The 19,863-nt window shown below is 61.9% G+C and carries 17 protein-coding genes; 11 read left to right on the forward strand and 6 right to left on the reverse strand.

The window, feature by feature from the left end:
- Window positions 1-262: 262 nt before the first annotated feature.
- Window positions 263-652 (forward strand): hypothetical protein, encoded by a 390-nt coding sequence (locus tag E4631_RS07130; RefSeq protein ID WP_133658723.1) that lies wholly within the window; start codon window positions 263-265, stop codon window positions 650-652.
- Window positions 653-866: 214 nt separating this feature from the next.
- A complete protein-coding gene (locus E4631_RS25845; protein WP_166648170.1) occupies window positions 867-1,199 on the forward strand; it encodes a hypothetical protein in 333 nt (110 codons plus the stop codon).
- Window positions 1,200-1,279: 80 nt separating this feature from the next.
- On the opposite strand, the gene hscA is transcribed toward E4631_RS25845, so the two are convergent.
- Window positions 1,280-3,154, reverse strand: coding sequence for a Fe-S protein assembly chaperone HscA (gene hscA / locus E4631_RS07140; protein WP_133658722.1), 1,875 nt, complete (start codon window positions 3,152-3,154; stop codon window positions 1,280-1,282).
- 329 nt (window positions 3,155-3,483) lie between these two features.
- Between hscA and E4631_RS07145 the strand changes: the two genes are divergently transcribed.
- The 6 genes from E4631_RS07145 (at window position 3,484) to E4631_RS07170 (ending at window position 10,471) form a co-directional block, all read left to right on the forward strand.
- Window positions 3,484-4,815, forward strand: coding sequence for a tetratricopeptide repeat protein (locus E4631_RS07145; RefSeq protein ID WP_133658721.1), 1,332 nt, complete (start codon window positions 3,484-3,486; stop codon window positions 4,813-4,815).
- A 119-nt stretch (window positions 4,816-4,934) separates the two neighbouring features.
- Window positions 4,935-5,609 (forward strand): HupE/UreJ family protein, encoded by a 675-nt coding sequence (locus tag E4631_RS07150; protein ID WP_240734721.1) that lies wholly within the window; start codon window positions 4,935-4,937, stop codon window positions 5,607-5,609.
- A gap of 136 nt (window positions 5,610-5,745) precedes the next feature.
- A complete protein-coding gene (locus E4631_RS07155; protein WP_133658720.1) occupies window positions 5,746-6,141 on the forward strand; it encodes a hypothetical protein in 396 nt (131 codons plus the stop codon).
- A gap of 142 nt (window positions 6,142-6,283) precedes the next feature.
- A complete protein-coding gene (locus E4631_RS07160) occupies window positions 6,284-8,605 on the forward strand; it encodes a TonB-dependent receptor (RefSeq protein WP_133658719.1) in 2,322 nt (773 codons plus the stop codon).
- A 47-nt stretch (window positions 8,606-8,652) separates the two neighbouring features.
- Complete coding sequence (locus E4631_RS07165; RefSeq protein WP_133658718.1) at window positions 8,653-9,495, forward strand: murein L,D-transpeptidase catalytic domain family protein; 843 nt, start codon at window positions 8,653-8,655, stop codon at window positions 9,493-9,495.
- A gap of 205 nt (window positions 9,496-9,700) precedes the next feature.
- Window positions 9,701-10,471: a murein L,D-transpeptidase catalytic domain family protein gene (locus E4631_RS07170; RefSeq protein WP_240734723.1), complete on the forward strand. Its 771-nt coding sequence runs from the start codon at window positions 9,701-9,703 to the stop codon at window positions 10,469-10,471.
- A 154-nt stretch (window positions 10,472-10,625) separates the two neighbouring features.
- Here E4631_RS07170 and E4631_RS07175 read toward each other — a convergent pair whose 3' ends face one another.
- On the reverse strand, window positions 10,626-13,706 hold the full coding sequence (locus E4631_RS07175; RefSeq protein WP_166648169.1) for a TIM-barrel domain-containing protein: 3,081 nt from the start codon (window positions 13,704-13,706) through the stop codon (window positions 10,626-10,628).
- Between the two features lie 237 nt (window positions 13,707-13,943).
- On the opposite strand from E4631_RS07175, the gene E4631_RS07180 reads away from it, so the two are divergent.
- Window positions 13,944-15,041 (forward strand): NYN domain-containing protein, encoded by a 1,098-nt coding sequence (locus E4631_RS07180; RefSeq protein ID WP_133658715.1) that lies wholly within the window; start codon window positions 13,944-13,946, stop codon window positions 15,039-15,041.
- 145 nt (window positions 15,042-15,186) lie between these two features.
- Here the strand turns inward: E4631_RS07180 and E4631_RS25850 are convergent, their stop codons facing one another.
- Together E4631_RS25850 and E4631_RS07185 are read right to left on the reverse strand one after the other, a co-directional pair.
- The gene (locus tag E4631_RS25850) at window positions 15,187-15,348 is read right to left on the reverse strand and encodes a hypothetical protein (RefSeq protein WP_166648168.1); all 162 of its coding nucleotides are present in this window, start codon (window positions 15,346-15,348) and stop codon (window positions 15,187-15,189) included.
- A 98-nt stretch (window positions 15,349-15,446) separates the two neighbouring features.
- Entirely contained in the window at window positions 15,447-16,049 is a 603-nt protein-coding gene (locus E4631_RS07185; RefSeq protein ID WP_133658714.1) for a hypothetical protein, read from the reverse strand.
- Between the two features lie 227 nt (window positions 16,050-16,276).
- On the opposite strand from E4631_RS07185, the gene thiL reads away from it, so the two are divergent.
- Window positions 16,277-17,308: a thiamine-phosphate kinase gene (gene thiL / locus E4631_RS07190; protein ID WP_133658713.1), complete on the forward strand. Its 1,032-nt coding sequence runs from the start codon at window positions 16,277-16,279 to the stop codon at window positions 17,306-17,308.
- Window positions 17,309-17,414: 106 nt separating this feature from the next.
- On the opposite strand, the gene E4631_RS07195 is transcribed toward thiL, so the two are convergent.
- Entirely contained in the window at window positions 17,415-17,789 is a 375-nt protein-coding gene (locus tag E4631_RS07195; RefSeq protein WP_133658712.1) for a hypothetical protein, read from the reverse strand.
- 36 nt (window positions 17,790-17,825) lie between these two features.
- Between E4631_RS07195 and E4631_RS07200 the strand changes: the two genes are divergently transcribed.
- Window positions 17,826-18,248 (forward strand): hypothetical protein, encoded by a 423-nt coding sequence (locus E4631_RS07200; protein WP_133658711.1) that lies wholly within the window; start codon window positions 17,826-17,828, stop codon window positions 18,246-18,248.
- On the opposite strand, the gene rlmD is transcribed toward E4631_RS07200, so the two are convergent.
- Entirely contained in the window at window positions 18,249-19,676 is a 1,428-nt protein-coding gene (gene rlmD, locus E4631_RS07205; protein ID WP_133658710.1) for a 23S rRNA (uracil(1939)-C(5))-methyltransferase RlmD, read from the reverse strand. It lies immediately after the preceding gene.
- Window positions 19,677-19,863: the final 187 nt, after the last annotated feature.

Genomic DNA, 19,863 nt, shown 5'->3' on the forward strand with positions numbered 1-19,863 from the left:
CCACCCGCTCGCGGGTGCCGTGCCCTCAAGTTCGTGTAGAGCCTTAACGAACTGAGGATGAATATTTTTTGTCATTTTTGCCAGCCGGCGCAACTCCTTGATAGCAAAAAATATACCCGCCCCGAAAGACGAGTTTGCGCTTGCTCAACGCGGGAGGATTGCTGATAATTCACGTTCGTGCCAGTGCCTTTTCCGTACAACGGCTCTCGCAATCGCCCTACCCCCGGTTGCGTAGCCAATGTTCAAGTAGCTTATAATCAATATGAAAACCCGTAATTTCTTAGGAGCCGCCCTGCTGGGCCTGGCTTATAGCTTTTCAGCCAATGCCCAGGTAGCCGTGCCTGGTGCGGCGCCCATGTCTACCACGCCAGGCGGCATGGCCACTCCCACCGGCACCGGGGCCGTCGTGCCAGGTCAACCGGGCGTTACGGGTTCCGTGCTGCCTTCGGGAGGAGTAGCTCCTGCAGGGGCTGCGGTGCCCCTCGGCACTATGCCGGGCACAAGTAATACCACCACCGGTGGCACGCTGTATGGCAGCCCGCTTCCTACTAACACGCCCGCGGGCACCATGTCGACTACCCCAGGCGCTACCGGCAGCTCCACGCAGCGCACCACCGGCCGGCGCACTTCTACTACTAAGGCTCGTCCGTAAAAACGGCTTTTAGTGCCATAAGCCCGGTTACTTAGCAAGTAGCCGGGCTTTTTTGTGGTTGTTGAGTTGCTACTGGTTCAGCGAACATAGAAATTATTTTGCCTCCTTCCAAGTCAAGCGCTTACCCGAGTAGTCCCTCATCCGTAAAAGCTGGTAGCTATTGCTCCGGCTTATACCCGGCCTACTCACCCACTCCTGGCTTGGCCGCTCACTTATGAAAGTACTGTATCTCTTCGCAACCGCCTTGCTGGGACTGGCCAGCGCCTTTTCGGCCCACGCCCAAACGCCCGCCGCCCGCAGCCTGCCCGTCGCGGCGCCGGCCTCCAGCACCGCGCCCCGCACCATAATGGTCCAGCCCGTGCCCACCAGCGCCACTACCCCTACCTCGCCCGAAACGGCCCGACCTCTGTACACCAACGGTGTGCCGGCCCGCGATGTCGATGCCGGGCCGCAGCACATCAACCGGCTCTACGGGGGGAAGGCGGCCGTTTCGGGCTCGCACGAAACGCGCAGCCTCAACCGCAAGCGCACTACTACCCAGCCATAAGCTGCGGGCAGCTGCACCAAAAACCCCTGGCCGCTCCAACGCAGCCAGGGGTTTTTGGTGTCTGAAAAGGGGGGGTAGGGCTAGCCGATTTGCTTGCCGCTCATGGCCTGCTTGATGGAAATATTCATCACGCGCTCGGCAAAGGGGCGGGTTTGCTCATCCAGCTCGTCCATGCGCTTGAGAATCAGGTCGCGGTCGTTGCCGGTGAGGGCCTGGCGCAGCGCGTCGGTGTGGCCGGTGGTGGTAACTACTTCGGCGGCTTCGAGGTGCTCGGCGTTTTTCTTTAAGAAGCGCTCGACCTGGTAGAGCAGCTGCTCGGCGGCGGTGCGGGCCTCGATGAGCAGGCGGGCGGCCACGTCCTGCTTGGCGTTGGTGAGTGAGTCCATCAGCATCTGCTCCACCTGCTCATCGGTGAGGCCGTACTGGGGCTTGATGTCGACCTGCTGGCGGGTATCGGAGCGCAGCTCCACGGCCTCCACGCGCAGGATGCCGTCGGCGTTGAGAAAGAAGTTGACATCAATTTTGGGCAGGCCCGCCGGCATGGCCGGAATGCCGCTGAGCACAAATTCGCCCAGCTTACGGTTTTCGCTAACCAGGTCGCGCTCACCCTGGTACACGCCGATTTTCAGGTTCACCTGGCCGTCTACGCTGGTCGTGTACTGGCGCCCGGCCTTGGTCGGAATCTTGGAGTTGCGCGGAATAATGGCATCCATGAGCCCGCCCAGCGTTTCGATGCCCAGCGTGAGGGGCGTCACATCAAGCAGCAGCACGTCGCGCCGGTTGCCCGCCAGAATATCGGCCTGAATGGCCGCGCCAAGCGCCACCACCTCGTCGGGGTTGAGCGAGCTATTGGCCGGCTGGCCGAAGAATTTCGACACTTCTTCCTGCACCAGCGGCACCCGCGTCGAGCCGCCCACCAGCAGCACCGCGTCGATGGCGGCGGCCGCTAGCCCAGCATCGCCCAGGGCCTGGCGGCAGGCGTCGATAGTGCGCGATACCAGCGGCGCAATGAGGCCATTAAACTCCGCCTTGGTCAGCGTTACGGCGTACACATTCTCTTCGCCGTCAATAAGCTGCGTCGTGAAGTCGTCGTGCTGGCTGAGGTAACGCTTGGCCATTTCGGCGGCTAGGCGCAGCTGCTGCTGCTGGCCCGGTACCGACTGAAAAGAGGGGGGTAGGGAAGCCTGCGCCACCCAGTGCTCGCCAATAGCGCGGTCCATGTCGTCGCCGCCCAGCCAGGTATCGCCGTGGGTGCTCAGCACCTCAAAAATGCCCTGGTGCAGCCGTAAAATGCTCACGTCGAAGGTGCCGCCGCCGAGGTCATACACGGCCACCGTCTTTTCCTCCTCGGGGTCGAGGCCGATGCCGTAGGCCAGGGCCGCGGCGGTGGGCTCGTTCACAATGCGCAGCACCTCCAGGCCAGCCAGGCGGCCAGCGTCGCGGGTGGCCTGGCGCTGCGAGTCGTTGAAGTAAGCCGGCACCGTAATTACGGCGCGGCGCACGGGCGTTTTGAGGGCGTGCTCGGCGCGGTGGCGCAGCTCGCGCAGAATGTCGGCCGACAGCTCGATGGGCGAGTAAAAGCGCTCGCCCACCCGCACCTTCACCAGGCCCTCCGAGTCGTCGTCGATGACCTTGTAGCCGAGCTGGCCGGCGTGCTGGCCCAGGTCGCGGTAACTTTTGCCCAGCAACCGCTTCACCGAATAAATGGTATTCGCGGGGTCCGAAAGCAGAAAATCCTTCGCGTCGGTGCCCACCAGCGGCGAGCTGCCATCGGCCGGAAAATGCACCACCGACGGCACGATGGTGCCCCGCCCCAGGTCGTTGATGGCGGCGGGCTGCCGCGTTTCGGGGTGCACGTAGGCCACGAGGCTGTTGGTAGTGCCCAGGTCGATACCCACAATGAGTTCTTCCTGCTGAATGGCGCCGGTGGCGAGGTTAATGGCAACTTTAGCCATGAGTAGAGTAAAAGAGCGAAGCCGCCGCGGGGCAGCTGAAAACAGTACAACAAAATTGCCAGCTGAATGGCCCGGCAAAAGTAGTTCCGCTCGCCGCCCGCCCACGTTGGCCGGCCAAAATGAGGGGTAGGCGCTGCCCCCTAAAACCGGTTTCGCGGGCAGTTCGTAGCTAGCCCAGCCAATCGGGGCTGCCCACCGGCAACCCGCCCCTCGCTTTTAGAAGGCAGCACCGGGGCGGTAGTGCGGTAAGCTACGTTCAGGTGGCCTGCCCGACCCCGAAGTTGCCTGGTTATTGCGTAATTTTCGCTTCCCCATCCCCATCCATTGCTGTGCGTAAAAACCTCTACCCCATTCTGCTACTAGCTTTCGGGCTGGCCGTAGCTGCTATCTTTTTCTTCAAAAAGCAAGCCCCGGCTGGCCTGCCCGAGCCCAAGGACCGCATTGGGCGGCTGGCGCTGGGCGGCGAGTGGGTCAATACCAAAGCCGCAATGCAGGGCCTGCTGGCCAAGCTCCGCGCCGACCCCAACGACCAGAAAAGCCGCCTGCTGCTGGCCGAGGCGTATATGCAGGAAGGGCGCGTGACCGGCAACCACCCCTACTACGATGCGGCGGCCATGCAGCTCTTGCAGGAAGTGCTGAAGACCAACCCCGACAACTTCGAGGCCTTGTGCTGCCAGGCGTCGCTGAGCCTTACGCAGCACCACTTTTCGCAGGGCCTGGCCCTGGCACAGCAGGCCCAGGAAATCAACCCTAGCAGCGGCTACGTCTACGGCCTGCTCACCGATGCCAACGTGGAGCTGGGCCACTACGACCAGGCCGTGAAAATGGCCGATAAGATGAACCAGGTGCGCCCCGACCTCACGGCCTACGCCCGCGTGAGCTACCTGCGGGAGATTCATGGCGACATACCCGGCGCCATTCAGGCCATGGATATGGCCGTGAAAGCTGGCTACGTGGGCCTGGAGCAAACTGAGTGGAGCCGCGTGGCCCTGGGCCACCTCTACGAAGTGAGCGGCCAGCTCGATAAGGCGCAGGAATATTACCAGCAGGCACTCGTGATGCGGCCCAACTACGCCTACGCCCTGGCTGGCCTGGCCCGCGTGGCGGCGGCCCACCACGACTACCCCACGGCCATCAAAAACCTGAACCTGGCCCGCGCCACGGTGAAAGATTATGCTTTTACGGACGAGCTGGTGGACGTGTACCGCCTCAACAACCAGCCCGAGGAAGCCGAAAAAATGGCCCGCGAATCGGTGAATATGCTGGCCGATGCCGCCAAGCAAGCCAACGATAACGAGCAGCTGGGCCACTACACCGACCGCGAGCTGGCCTACGCCTACCTCAAAACCGGCGAGCTGGACAAGGCCCTGGAGCACGCCAAAATCGAGTACGCCCGCCGCCCCGACAACATCGACGTAAACGAAACCCTGGCCTGGGTTTACTACAAGCGCGGCGACTACCAGGAGGCTCAGAAATACATGGCCGTAGCCCGCCGCACCAACTCCCAAAACCCCGTGCTGCTGTGCCGCGCCGGCCTCATTCTCACTAAAACCGGCAAGGTGGCCGAGGGCCAGGCGCTCATTACCAAAGCCCTCGATACCGCGCCCTACCTCAACCCCGAGGTAGAAGCCGAGGGTAAGAAAATGCTGGCGACTCGCTAGTGATTTGAATAATGTCAGAATTAACATAGAACGTCATGCTGAGCCTGCCGAAGCATCTCGCTCGCCTCGTTGACCGATTGCGTTTATTGCTGCACGCGAGATGCTTCGGCAGGCTCAGCATGACGTTCTGCTACAAGCAAAAACGCGCAGGGCTGTGGGTGCTGCCGGCATTGCTGCTGCTAGCCCTACCCGCCGCCGCCCACGTCATCGACGCCGACCTGAGCAAGCTTTCGCGCACCCAGGTTATCTGGACTTATATCCAGCTCGGCTTCACGCACATTCTGCCGCTGGGTTTCGACCATATCCTGTTCATTATCAGCCTCTACATTCTGGAGCCCAAGCTGAAGCCGGTGCTGTTTCAGGCCACGGCCTTCACGGTGGCGCACTCCATCACGCTTGGGCTGGCCATGTATGGGCTCATTCAGCCGCCGAGTAGCGTGGTCGAGCCGATTATCGCGCTCTCCATCCTGTTTGTGGCCATTGAGAATATTATCACGACCAAGCTCAGCCCGTGGCGGCTGGTTATCGTGTTTGGCTTCGGGCTGATTCACGGCATGGGCTTCGCCAGCGCGCTCACCGGGCTGGGGCTGCCGCGCAAAGATTATTTTGGCTCGCTCATCTCGTTCAACGTAGGCGTCGAGCTGGGCCAGGTCACCATTATTATGCTGTGCTGGCTGCTCGTCGGTCGCTGGGCCGCCGACCGACCCTGGTACCGGGCGCGGGTCGTCATTCCGGTGTCAATAGTCATCGGTCTGGTCGCGGCTTATTGGACGGTGGACCGGCTTTTAGCTTGAACCAACTTATCTGTCATTGCGAGCCTGCGAAGCAATCTTTCCTTGTTATTCGCATCGTTGAGTTTACTATCTCTGGCGGAAGGAAAGATTGCTTCGCAGGCTCGCAATGACAGCCATACTCCTTATCTGAAAAGCAATGCTCCGTTCGCTCCTCACTTGGCTCTTGCTGCTCAACTACCTGCTGGTAGTAGGGGTAGGGCTGCTCGTGAGCCGGCCGCCGGAGCCGCTTTTTACCGCCGCGCACCCCTACGTGCACAGCAAAGAATGCCAGCAGCGCAATTACCTGCGCCTCGACTGTTTTGAGCGCTGCAACGGCGACCAGCACGAGGTGCACCGCAAGCTGCCTACTGGCACCGGCCTGCACTACCTGGCTCAGCTAAAGGGGCTCGATGTGCATTGCGCGGCCCTGCCGCTGGCGGCCCTACCCACCCTGGTAGGCGGCTGGCTGGCGCCGCCGCGCGGCGCCCTGGCTTTGGCCCGGCTGCCCCCCGGCGCCAGCGGGCGCGACTACCCCCCGCCCCAACGCGGCTGAAACTACCCGCCCCCGGTGGCCGCCCGGCCGTCGCGGTGCCCCCGTGCGGCTACCTGGCTGTGCGGTGGGCCGGTTTATGTTTCACGCCGAAGCTGGTGGCCGCTGCTGAACGCACGCCCGCTGGATTCGTCAATGCGTTGATATGCAAGTTATTTACAAAGGGAAAAATAAGGGGCGGCGGCTTTGGCTGTTGCTACTGCTGGTGCTGGGCGGAACGCCGATGGCCTGGGCACAGCGCTCGGCCGGACTACGCGGCACCGTGGCCGACTCACTTTCGGGCCAGCCGCTGGCTGGGGTGAGTGTGGGACTGCTGGGCCAGCCCGGCGGCACGGCCACCGATGCGCTGGGGCAGTTTCAATTGAAAAACCTGGTGCCGGGTGCCTACCAGCTGCGGGTGGGCGCGCTGGGCTACCGCCTCAAGAGCCCCCGCGTGACGCTGCTGGCCGGCGAAACGCGCGGCCTGACCATCACGCTGGCCCCGACCGCCCTCGACCTGGCCGAAGTGACGGTGAGCCAGCCGCGCGACCTCAACCAGACGCTGGCCGCCATCTCGCACATCGACCAGACGCTACGGCCCATCAACTCGGCCCAGGACCTGCTGCGGCTGGTGCCGGGCCTATTCATTGCCCAGCACGCGGGCGGCGGCAAGGCCGAGCAGATTTTTATCCGGGGCTTTGATGCCGACCACGGCACCGACTTTTCGGTGAACATCGACGGCATGCCGGTGAATATGGTGAGCCACGCCCACGGCCAGGGCTACGCCGATTTTCACTTCGTGATACCGGAAACCGTGGAGCAGCTCAAGATTTATAAAGGGCCCTACACGGCGCGCTTCGGCGACTTTGCCACGGCCGGCGCGGGCGAGTTCAGCACCAAAACCAGCCTCGACCGCAGCCAGGTGAAGCTCGAAGTGGGCCAGTACGCTACCCGCCGGGCGCTGGTGCTGCTCGACCTGCTGGGCACCCACCACCTGCTCAGCAAGAAGCCCGAGAGCGCCTATGTGGCGGCCGAGTACAACTTCACCAACTCGTATTTCGATAACCCGCAGCATTTCAAACGCTTCAACGGCCTGGCCAAGTACACCGGGCAGCTCTCGGACAAAACTTCGCTGGTGCTGCTTAGCTCGCACTTTCAGTCGAGTTGGGATGCCAGCGGCCAGATACCCGAACGCGCAGTGGCAGAAGGGCTTATCTCGCGCTTCGGCAGCATTGACCCCAGCGAGGGGGGTAGCACGCGCCGCACCAATGCCTACGCCATCCTGACCACCGCGCTGCCCCACGATGCGGTGCTGCGCCAGCAGGCGTACTACTCGCGTTACTACTTCAGCCTGTTTTCCAACTTCACCTTTTTCAAGGATAACCCGATAAACGGCGACGAGATAAACCAGCAGGATACCGGCCGCAACGTGTGGGGCTACACCGCCACCTACGACCGTGACGACCACCTCGGCCCGCGCAACTTGCACTCGACCTGGGGGGTAGGCACCCGCCTCGACGACGGCGGCCTGCTGCTGCGCCACGCCGTGCAGCGCGTGCCCACCGACACGCTCACTACCGGCCGCCTGCACGAGCAAAACGTGCACGCTTACCTCGACGAAACCCTCGACCTCACCGACCGCCTGAGCGTGAACGCCGCGCTGCGGGCCGACCTATTCGTGTTCGATTTTCGGGGGCAGATTACCGACTCGACGGGCGTGCTGGGGCCGTTGCGGGGCCGCGTGAATGCCGCCCGCGTGTCGCCCAAGCTCAACTTCTACTACCAGGTGTCGCCGGCGGTGCAGCTATTCTGGCGCTCGGGCCTGGGCTTTCATTCGAACGATGCGCGGGGGGTAGTGCGCGAAACTAACCCCGCCCAGGCCCTGCCCCGCGCCACCGGTACGGAGGTGGGCAGCACCTTCAAGCCCGTGCCCGCGCTGGTGGTGAACGCCGCCCTGTGGTACCTGCGCCTGCAAAACGAGCTGGTGTACTCCGGCGACGATGGTACCACCGAGAGCGTGGGCGCCACCCAGCGCTTCGGCCTTGACGTGTCGGCGCGCTACCAGCTCACGCCCCGTTTTTTTCTTGATGCTGACGCCAACTACAGCCACGGCCGCCTGCTGGAGCGTGCCGAGTACGACAACTACATTCCGCTGGCGCCTACGTTTACCAGCATCGGCGGCCTCACCTACCGGCAACCCAATGGCCTGAGCGCCAGCCTCCGCTACCGTCACATCGACAGCCGCCCGGCCGTGGAGGACAATAGCATTCGGGCCCACGGCTACTTCCTGCTCGATGCCGTGCTCAGCTACACGCGGCCGCGCTACCAGGTGGGCGCCAGCGTGCAAAACTTACTGAACGTGAACTGGAACGAGGCGCAGTTTGCCACCACCAGCCAGCTGCGCGGCGAAACTATGCCCGTGACTGAGCTGAACTACACGCCCGGCACGCCCTTCTACCTGAAGCTGAACGGTAGCCTCTTTTTCTAGCCCGATTTCGCGCCCGGCACTGGCTGGAGGCCTTACTTTTGATAATCATGAGGAATCAGACGTACAGGCAGCACGTGGTAAGCATGGCGCTTTTGGCGCTAGGGCTGCTGCCGCTAGTGAGCGGCTGCTCGCGCGTGGGCCACGCCGAAGCCAGCGCTACCCCGGTGGCCAGGCCTCAGCTCGGGCCGCCTACCCCCGCACTTTTGCCCGACTCGCTGCGGCCCACGCCCGTGCCGCTCGTGGCCGGCGTGCCCGACACGCTGCACCGGGTTATTGCGCAATTGCACCAGGCCCTGGGCCCCGCCGCCGCCGAACTGCGCCCTGAGGTGCTGGAGCAGGCCTGCGTGGGCTACCTCACGCTGCACCCCACCGGCCGCATTGAGCGGGCCGGCGTGCTGGCCGTGGCCGATATGGACCTGCCCAATACCACCGAGCGCCTCTGGGTAATTGACCTGAACGAAGCCAACGTGCTGCACCGCAGCTTGGTAGCTCACGGCGAGGGCTCGGGTCACCTGCGGGCGCGGCGCTTCTCCAACGTCGAGAGTTCGGCCTGCACCTCGCTCGGCTTCTACCGAACTTCGGGCACCTACGATGGCATTCACGGCTATTCGCGCCGCCTGCAAGGGTACGACAAGGGCGAGAATACCAACGTGTTTGACCGCTACATCGTGCTGCACGCCGCCGACTACGCCAGCCCCGACTACGTGCGCGAGCACGGCCACCTGGGCTACAGCCGCGGCTGCCCGGCCCTGCCGCCTGCGCAGTACAAAGCCATCATCAGCACGCTACGCACGGGTAGTATGCTGCTGGTGAGCGGGCCGGGCCTGGCCTCGCGCTGGCTCGACGGACCGGCCGCCGGGCGGCGCTTTGCGCGGCGCGGCTGGCGCTAGGCGCGGAATTTTTTTGGTCCTTAGGCTGTTTTATGCTACCTTGTCGTAGTGTACTGCGTATAACAATCACTGAATTAGGTAGCCCGCTTCGGCGAGCGCCTACCCCATTCAATTAGTAGCAAGTGTTATGAAGCATCATCATTCCAGTGTCGTTCAGCGTCAGCGCGATAGCCGTCGCCGTTCGCAACGCTTAGTGCGGCGCGTTTTGCCTTTTGTAGCGTCGCTGTTTCTGGCTACGCCCCTGGCTGGTCCGCTGATGAAGTCATCGGCGCACGCCCCAGCTAAAATAACTACTACCAAAGCTGCCGTGGTTGCTACCCCCCTGGCCCGCTTCGACGCTACTTTGCACGAGACGTATAGCCGCCTGGGGGCTGCCCAGCAGGGCCTGCGCTTCGAGGTATTCCAAAAGGCCATGACCGGCTACCTCAACCTGCGCGAAACTGGCCACCTCACTGCCAGTCAGCAGCACTTAACGGTAGTGGATTTCGACCTTCCTTCAACCGAAAAGCGCCTTTGGGTGCTCGACCTGAACAGCGATAAGATTCTGTTTCACACCCTGGTGGCCCACGGCCACAACTCGGGTGAAAACGGGGCCGACCAGTTTTCGAACACCGACCAAAGCAACATGAGTAGCCTGGGCTTCTACGTTACGGGCCAGGAGTATGAAGGCAAGCACGGCCATTCGCTGCGCCTGCAAGGCCTCGACGAAGGATTCAATACCAACGCGTTTACGCGCTCCATCGTGATGCACGGCGCTGATTACGTTAGCGAAGACTTCATCAAGCAAAATGGCCGCCTGGGCCGCAGCCTCGGCTGCCCTGCCCTGCCGCTCGACCAGTACTCCCAGATTATTGACCAGGTGAAGGGTGGCAGCTGCTTGTTTTTGAACAAGTCAAACGCCGGCTACACCTCGAAGTACCTGAACCAGAATGTAGCGCTGGCTGCGCTCGCAAGCAAGCGGGCTGCCAATTCTTAAGTAAGTGTTTTTCTTAAAAAGGGCCTTCTACGAGTGGTAGAAGGCTCTTTTTTGTTTTCACCGCAGAAGACGCGGAGGGTTTCGCGGAAGACGCGGATGAACGACCTCCGCATCTTCCGCGAAACCCTCTGCGTCTTCTACGGTGAAACTACCATCAGGGCAGCCGCACCAAGCGCTGGTGCTGCCCGCCCAGCTCCACATCATACAGGCCGGGAGGCGCAGCATGGCCATTCGCATCCAGCCCATTCCATTCCAGAGAATGAGCACCCATCTTAGGTACAGTAGGCAGCTCGCGCACCACCTCGCCTCGCACGTTGCGGATGCGCAGGGGGGTAGGGGCCGCCGTCGGCACGTAGCGCGTGTAGTGTAGCCCCACCGCTTGCGAGAAAGTGCGGCTGTCGGGCACGGTGAGCGTTAGCGTTTCGGGGTCGGTTTGGGCGGCGGGGGTAGGGAGCAGGCACAGGCCGGTGAGGGTGAGCACAGCCTGCTTTTCGAGTGCGAATTCCAGCGATAATTCGTGCCGCGTCGCATCAAATTTCCACGCCGAAGCAGCCAACGGTTGGCTACCGAGTAGCACTGCTGTGGGGGGCGCCGCTACTCGTGCCACATGCAGGCGCACCAGCCGCTGAGTGGGCGCGCCGGGGTAGGTGCCCGCCAGCGTAGTAGTGATAATAACTTGGTTAGCAGATGTTTTGCCTGTGAGCCGCAGCGTGGCAAACTCGCGCCGGGCGAGGGCCTGCGCCGAGTGCCCATCATCCTCATACACGGTGAAAAGGGGGGTAGGAACCTGCCAATCGGGAAAGTAGCGCACCAGCAGCGTGTCGGACCGAAACTGCGCCGTGCTGGCCCGGTAGGCCGTCATCGGCACGAATGCCCCGGCGCGGGCCAGCAACGGAATGTGGCCCAGCGGCGCGGGCAGGCCCACCGTTTGGCCGCCGGGCAGCGTTTGGCCCGCGTCGAAATCGACCCAGCCGCCGGGGGTAGAAGGTAGTGCCACGTTGCGCCGCCGCTGGCCGGGTTGGTTGACGGGTGCCACCAGTAAGTTGGGGCCGAGCAAGTATTGGTCGCCAGGAGGAGCCATATCGGGGCTGGCTTGCTCGCCCGCCGGGGGGGTAGGGCTAAGGGAAAACCGGTCGCCGGGCTCACCCCAGCTGCCGCCTTCGTCAGGCATGTTGGCGTCGGCCGACGAAGAGGCAGAAACTAGCCCATCCGGCTTAGCTACCGCCTCAAAATCCATCGCCCTGGCCAGCGGCGCGCCGGTCAGCGTATTCTGTGCGGCCAGGGTGTAGAGGTAGGGTAGGAGCTGGTAGCGCAAATGCGCATACTTCCGCACGATGCTTTGGTAGGGCTCGGGGTAAGTGTAGGGCTCGGGCGCCACCACCTGGTCGGAGTGCGGGCGCATGATGGGGCACAGCGCCGCCAGCTGGAGCCAGCGCGTGTACAACTCGGGGTCCTGGATGGCATTGGCCCCGAAGCCACCGGCATCGGAGTGCATGTAGCCCACGCCCGCCTGGCCCATGCCCAGCATGATGGGCACCTGCGCCTGCAAGCCGCTCCAGGTGCGGCTGATGTCGCCGCTCCACGGAAACACCGAGTTGCGCTGCATGCCCGCCCAGCCCGAGCGCGCCAGGTTGAACACGCGCTCATTCGGGTATTCCTTGGCGTAATTATCCTGAAAAATACCGGCCCAGGTGAGGCCATAGGCATTGTGTACCTGCGGTGTGGTGCCCAGCGCGTGGTGCATGGCCAGCGGGTGGTTTTCAGGTTCGCCGAGGTCGCTCCACCAGCCGGCGGCGCCCTGGTCGTGCAGGCGGCGGTACTGCGCCCACAGCCAGGTGCGGGCCGCGGGCTTAAACACATCGAGAATACTCGCCGGCCCCGCCCAAAACGAGCCCACCGTAAACGGCTTACCCCCCGCCGTGGTGCCCACCAGGCCCTGCGTGCGCACGAGGCTGTCGTTCAGCGAAGTGCGCATTACATAAGGCTCCGAGATGAGGATGGTGTTGACACCCTGCGCTTTGAGCGTGCGCATCATGCCGGCCGGGTCGGGAAAATTGGCCGCATCCCACTGAAAATCGCCCTGCCGGGTGGTGCCGCCGAACCAGAACAGGTCGAGCACCAGCGCATCGAGCGGGAAGTCGGCGCGGTGCATGCGGTCGGCCACGGCCAGCATTTCGGCCTGGCTGCGGTAGCCAAAGCGACTCTGAATGAGGCCCAGCGCCCAGCGGGGGGGTAGGGGCTGCCGCCCCGTGAGCGCCGTATAGCGGTCCAGGATTTCGGCCTGGCTCTCGCCCGTTACTACGAAGTAGCTCAGGCTGTTGAGTCCCTGTGCGCCGTATTCGAGCACGTCGGGGCGCTTTTTCCCTAAATCCAGGTAAGCGGCCGCGTAATGGTCAAACAGCAACAGGTAGCCCCGGCTGCTGAGCACCACGGGCAGCGTCACGTTCAGGTTTTTCTCGCCGTTTTGGTAGCCGTAGTGCGCTTGGTTGTAGAGCTCCAGCCGGTAGCCGCGCCGGTCGAGGGGTAGGGCGCGGGCCCCCGTGCCGTAGAGCCGCTCGCCGGGCGCGAGGCGAAAGCGCACGCCCGTGCCGGCCAGCTCGTCGGCGCGGTCGGGCGGTAGGTCGGGGTCGGGCTCGGTAGTGGGGGGTAGGCGGCGGAAGGGCGTGGCGGCTTCGCTAAAAAGTGGCTGTTTTACGCCGTAATCGCCATACAGTGTAATCGCCAACGTTTTCTTGTTGATTACAACACTTTGACAATTAATACTAAAAACGATTTTATCTGGGTAAATCAGGACGCCTGAACAAATATCTGGACCGTACTTTTTTATCTCAGCCGCCGTGCGAGGGCCATCACAACCCATGTTACAACTAGTTTCATACTGCACCGGCTGCGGCGGCTGCACCACGCTCACCGACGAGTCGGCCCGTGGCAATTGGCCTGGCGCGAAGTAGCTGATTTTTACCACACCCGATGCCCAGGTTTGGATGTGCCGTTTGCTGCCATCGGTGGCTTTTACTTCCAGCATCAGTCGCACCCATTTGCCATCCTTGTAGTCGTGAAAAACTTTGTGCGACTGATACCGCCCGCCCGGCACTTCGCGCGCCGGCACCGGGTGGCGGCTAAAAGGGTCCTGCGTGGGCGGCCGGTCGCCCTCGTATTGGGCATGGGCAGGAGCCGCGAGCAGGACTAAAGCAGGCAGCAGCCAGCCGGCTCGCCAAAAAAACAGCATACGCATAAAGTAGAGGTAGGAAGTAACAAAGGTCATTATTCCGGTCCTAAAGCCAACAAAACGGCCGCGGCTGACGTGGTCGGGCGCTTTTTGAGCGTTCGCTAGCACCGTGCTCATCCTGGTTTTTTGGGCTGGTACTCATCTGCTTCGCTCTGATTAAGCCCGACCTTTGCCTTACCTGCTCTATTCTACGCCGCCCGCTGGGCTAGCCAGCCGGCCGCCGCCTTCCTATCAACTACGCTTATGCTGACCCCTACCCCCTTCGCTGCCGCGCCCCCGGCCTCGCCCTACGCGGCGGTGTTTATTGATTTTGAGAACGTCTATTATTTTCTCAAAAACCACTACCTTGACCCCCAGGACCCCCACGATTACGCCCTCGACCTGGTGCGCGCCCTGCGCGACTCGCTCAAGCGTGAGCAGGGCCTCGACTCGCTGGTGCTCAACGCCTACGCCGACTTCGACAAAATCCCGACCGGCCCGCAGGGCCCGCTCTACCTCATGGGCGTGAGCACGCGCAACGTGCTGGGCACCGACCACAAAAACGCGGCCGACATGCAGCTCTGCATCGACGCGCTGGAGGTGCTCTATACCCGGCCCGCCATTGGCACCTTCGTGCTCGTGGCCGGCGACCGCGACTACATTCCCGTGCTCCAGCACCTGCGCCGTCAGGCCCGGCAGGTGAAAGTGGTGGGCTTCCGCGAAAGCGTATCGGGCGACCTGCTCCAGATGCTGGGCCAGGAGCACTTCATCGACGCCCGCCAGCTGCTGCCCGCCGAGCGCCTCCAGGCCCTCGAAGACCACCGCACGGCCCGCCTGCGCCTGGGCCAGGACCTGCGCCGCCTGCGCGAGCAGGGTATGGTGGGCGTGCAGTCGGCCGCCGCCCGCCAGGCCGCCCAAGATGCGGCGGCCTCCGGTAGTGACCTGCCGGCCGAGGATTTGCCCAGCCCGGTGGCCCCCGCGCCCCGCGCTACCCCCGCCGCCCGCCCCAACCTCCTAGACCAGTTGCTGCAAGAACCGCCGGCCACGTTTGCGCCCATTCGCCGCATCACGCGCGACGATGAGCGCCGCTGCCTGGAATTTTTATTGGAGCAAGTGCAAAAGTTTGGCGGCCAGCAAGGGGTACCCGAAATATGGGCCAGTCCCTTTCTGCGGCGCCTCACCGACGTGCTGCCCGAGCTGCCCGATTGGGAGCGCCGCCAGCTGCTGAGCCAACTGCGAGATGCCGGAGCCGTGCGCCTCGAAAAGCGCGAGGGCGAGCCGCACCCTTTCTCTGTCATTCTCGTCAACTACCAGCACCCCGATGTGCGCGAGCTCAACCCCGGTCCGCTGGAGGAAAAATAAGGGGGGGTAGGGTACTAACAAGAACGTCATGCTGACGACAGGAAGCATTTCGCGTGCAGCAGTAATTTCTGATAATTAAGATTACTGCTACGAGCGAGATGCTTCCTGTCGTCAGCATGACGTTCTTGTTGTCACTAGTACCGCCTTAGTTGGCGCCGCCCGTGGGGGTGGTAGTCGTGGGTTTGGGGCAGATGGTAGGCTTGGGCTTAGGGTCGCACTTTTTATCGTGGTCGAAGCACGAGGTGAGCGCAAAGCTGGTGGCAAGTGCCAGCAGCGGCAGGCGCAGGTACGTAAAAAATCTCGGCATAATGGGGTTGGGTTGAAAGAAAGGGGGTAGGGCCAGTTGTGCGGGCCACAACTGCTCGAAAAGATACAGCCTTCCCGTCAAACTCCAACGCCTTCAGGCTATTGACTCAGCTCAAACAGGGGTAGGGGCTGAAGCTGGGCATACTTGCCGCCCATTTTATTCAGCTCCTCGCCGTGCAGTTTTAGGTAGGTATTGTACGCCTTGGCGGCCCTATCGTAGTGCGAGCGGTAGCCCACCACGTTGGCGTCGGCCAGCTGAATGGCTTCCACGTAGTCGCGGACGCGCTCGGAGGGTGCGTTGCCGTCGGGCGCGGCAATAGGTAGCACGATTTTTAGCACTGAATCCTGGACGGCATCGTAGCGGTCGATTAGGGCTGAGGAGGCCATCGTTTGGCGGTCGTAGCGCTGGGCCTGGATGCGGGCGCGGGCCTGGCGCAGGCTGGCCAGCTGGGCCTGGTTGGCGCCGGGGTACTTGCTGAGGTCTTGCAGCAGCTCGCGCAGGTCGGTCAGCTTCTTGTCGTCGCTGGTCATCATGCGCGTCCAGTTCACGTCGGCCGAGTCGCGCAGGATGTCGAACTGGCCCCGCACGGCCGTCGGTGAAGCGGGGCTTTCCGTGGTGGTGGCGGTGGTAGTGGTGGCGTCGGGCTTGCACATGGGCAGCACGGCCAGGGTCAGCAGACCCGCAAAGAGAACGGCTTTCATGAAAACCAAACGAATAACCCGGCGGTAATAAGGTGCCGGCGGGCGCACAAAGTTACGTCAGTGAAAGGTGGGGTACCTTTGTAAGGACTACTAGAAAACGGTTGTCATTGCGAGCGCAGCGCGGCAATCGCCCCAGAACGACACCCACGCCAGTCGTTCGTTCATCGTGCTGGTGTGATTGCCGCGCTGCGCTCGCAATGACAACCGTTTGCAAAAATTATAGATACATGGCTGATTTAACGCCCCTTTCCCAGCTCGGTGAGTTTGGGCTCATTCGCCGCTTGCAGCGCGACATTACTCTAACGCAGGTTTCCACCATCCTTGGCATCGGCGATGATGCGGCCATTCTGGCGCCGCCAGCCGGGCAGGAAGTCGTGGTCAGTACCGATTTATTGGTCGAAGGCGTGCACTTCGACCTGTCGTTTTCGCCCCTCAAGCACCTGGGCTACAAGGCGGTGGCTGTGAACGTGTCCGACGTGGCCGCCATGTTTGCTACCCCCACCCAGATTATCGTGGGCCTGAGCCTACCCGCCCGCTTCACGGTGGAAGCCGTGGAGGAGCTGTACGCCGGCATCAACCTGGCCTGCGAGGCCTATGGCGTCGACCTGGTGGGCGGCGACACCACCGGCAGCCGTGGCGGACTGGTTATCAGCATCACGGCGCTGGGGCAGGTGGCGGCCGGCCAGGCCGTGCGCCGCAGCGGCGGCAAGCCCACCGATATTCTGTGCGTGAGCGGCGACCTCGGCGGCGCCTACCTGGGCCTGCAAGTGCTGGAGCGCGAAAAGCAAGCCTTCCTGGCCGACCCCGAAACCCAGCCCGAACTCGAAAACTACGAGTACATCGTAAACCGCCAGCTCAAGCCCGAGGCGCGCCTCGATATCGTGCACGAGCTGCGCGAGCTGGGCGTGCACCCCACCGCCATGATTGATATTTCCGACGGCCTGGCTTCCGAGGTGCTGCACCTGTGCGCCGCTAGCGGCACGGGCGCCCGCGTATTCAGCGAGTACCTGCCGCTGGCCAACCCTACCCTCGAAGCCGCCGCCGAGTTCAACCTAGACCCCATCATGGCCGCCCTGAACGGCGGCGAGGACTACGAGCTGCTCTTCACCATCCCCGTCACCGACCACGCCAAGATTAAAAACCACCCCGACATCACCGTCATCGGCCACCTCACCGAGCACGACGACGCGGTGAATCTCATAACGAAGTCGGGCCAGGCCGTGCCGCTGCAAGCGCAAGGCTTCAATCACTTCAACTAGCACAAACAGAACGTCATGCAGACCGAAGGGAAGCATCTCGCCCGCATCGTTGGAGTAATAATCCTGACGATGCGGGCGATTCCCTTCGGTCTGCATGACGTTCTGGCTAATCCTCGGGGTAGGGAATGTACACGAAATTCGTAAACTCCTCATCCACCACAAAAAGGCAGCAGAATTCGTCGGGGTCCTTCCAGGTTTCCATGAAATCGGCCATTTTCTCGGGGTCCACGATGCCTTGTTGGGCTAATATTTCGAGGTAGCTGGCGAAGACGTGCCACTGCAAATCCAGCTCGTCGCCGTTGATGAGCAGGCTGCCGAGCTGCACCGTTTGGCGGGCAAACACGAACACCGGGTACTGCGAAATCTCGCGCTTGCGAATCTGGTAGGAGGCTTCCTTAATGGTATCGGAGGCGGTGGCAAAATCCTTGGTAATTGTGCCCAGGTATTTGCCGTTTAGCTCGGGGTCGTTGAAGTAGTCCATTGTATTTACTTTGCTGGTAGAATATCAGCGACTATTATGACTTGGGAAATTCATTCTTACGAAGGCGCTGGACAAATTGTATTTGGAGCACAGCGGGAAATTATTCGTAAGTTTTTCGACGAAAAACCCAGTGCATTTGAAAGGGGTAGCACTGAGCCAACAGACTATTTTCAAGCAGCGGGAGTTTTCGTCATCTATGATGAGAATGGCGCTTGTGCAGCAGTTGAGTTTGCAAGTCCAGCGGTAGTAAGCTGGCAAAACAAGCAGTTATTTCCACTGCCATTAGGTGAATTACTAAACTTTGTACGTGAACAAGATGCGGAATTAGAAGAGGATGAAAGTGGCTTTACCTCTTATAAAAATGGCGTTGGTTGCTACACTGAGGACGCTGAGAAACTCGAAGAGCCTGCCGAAACTATTATCTGCTTCCAGCGCGGATACTATGATGGATTAACCTGATTACCGCAACTCCAGCAGCACCACATTCTCCACATGATGCGTGTGCGGAAACATATCCACTGGCTGCACGCGGGTCACTTTATACACCTCGTCCAGCAACTCTAAATCCCGCGCCTGGGTGGCGGGGTTGCAGCTGATGTAGACAAGGCGGGGCGTGCGCAGGGCCACGAGGCGCTTCACCACGTCTTCGTGCATGCCGGCGCGGGGCGGGTCGGTGATGATGACGTCGGGGTGGCCGTGGTGGCTGGTGAAGGCCTCGGTGAGCATGTCCTTCATGTCGCCGGCGAAGAACTCGGTGTTCCCTACCCCATTAATTTCGGAGTTGACGCGGGCATCGAGCACGGCCTGCTCCACGTACTCGACGCCAACTACGCAGCGGGCCTGGCGGGCCACGAAATTAGCAATGGTGCCCGCGCCCGTGTAGAGGTCGTACACGAGGTCGGTGGGCTTGATTTCGGCGAAGTCGCGGGCCACTTTGTAGAGGTTGTGGGCGCCGGCCGAGTTGGTTTGGTAAAACGACTTGGGGCCGATGCGGAAGCGCAGGCCTTCCATGTCTTCCTCAATGTAGGGCTTGCCTTTATAGCACACTACCTCCAGGTCGTGGAAGGTTTCGTTGCCCTTGTTATTGAGCACGTAATTGAGCGATGTAATCTGCGGAAACTTGGCGTACACCGCATCGAGCAGGGGTAGGAGAGCCTCGTCGTCGTGGTAGCACTGCAAAATCACCATCGTTTCGCCGGTGCTCTCGGCGGTGCGGATGATGAGGTTGCGCAGAAGGCCCGTCTGCTTCACCATGTCGCCGAAAGGCAGGCGGTGCTGGCGCGCATAGTCGCGGATGAAGAGCCGAATTTCATTGCTCGGCTCGGACTGCAAGTGGCAGTGCTCCACGTCTAGTATCTTGTCGAAGCGGCCGGGCGTGTGGAAGCCCAGCACGCGGCGGTCGTAGTGCGCGGTTTCGTCCTTTATCTGCGCCTCCGTGAGCCAACCGTTGCCGCTGAAGGTGTATTCGAGCTTGTTGCGGTAGTATTTGCGCTCGGGCGAGGGCAGAATCTGGCGCACCTCAGGCAGCGCCACCTTGCCGATGCGCGTGAGCTGGTCTTCCACCTGCTGCTGCTTGTAGCTGAGCTGGGCGTCGTAGCTGATGTGCTGCCACTTGCAGCCGCCGCAGGTGCCAAAGTGCTGGCAAAATGGCTCGGTACGCAACTCCGAGCGCTTGTGAAAGTGGATGGGCGCGGCCTCCATAAACCGCTTGTGGGCCTTGGTGATGCGCAAATCCACAATGTCGCCGGGGGCTACCTGTCCCACAAACACGACGAGGTTTTCGATGCGAACCAGGCATTTGCCCTCGGCCACCATGTCCTGGATTTCGACGTGCTGAAGGGCGGCGGGCGGGATGGAATTAGCGAGCTTAGTGGCTTTACTGGGCATAACTTCTTTTCGGTAGGGGCGCAAAGTTACGCCGCTACCCCAACGGGCTGTCTGAACCGCGGATTTATCGGATTCATCGGATTCGTCGGATTTTGTGGACGATTAGCCTTACTGCCCTCCGATATAGCAAACAAAAAGCCGCTTTGCTGAGCGGCTTTTTTGCGAGTGGTCGTCCACAAAATCCGAC

Origin of the sequence: Hymenobacter sp. UV11, assembly GCF_004684095.1 — a bacterium.
In the GTDB taxonomy this organism is placed as follows: domain Bacteria; phylum Bacteroidota; class Bacteroidia; order Cytophagales; family Hymenobacteraceae; genus Hymenobacter.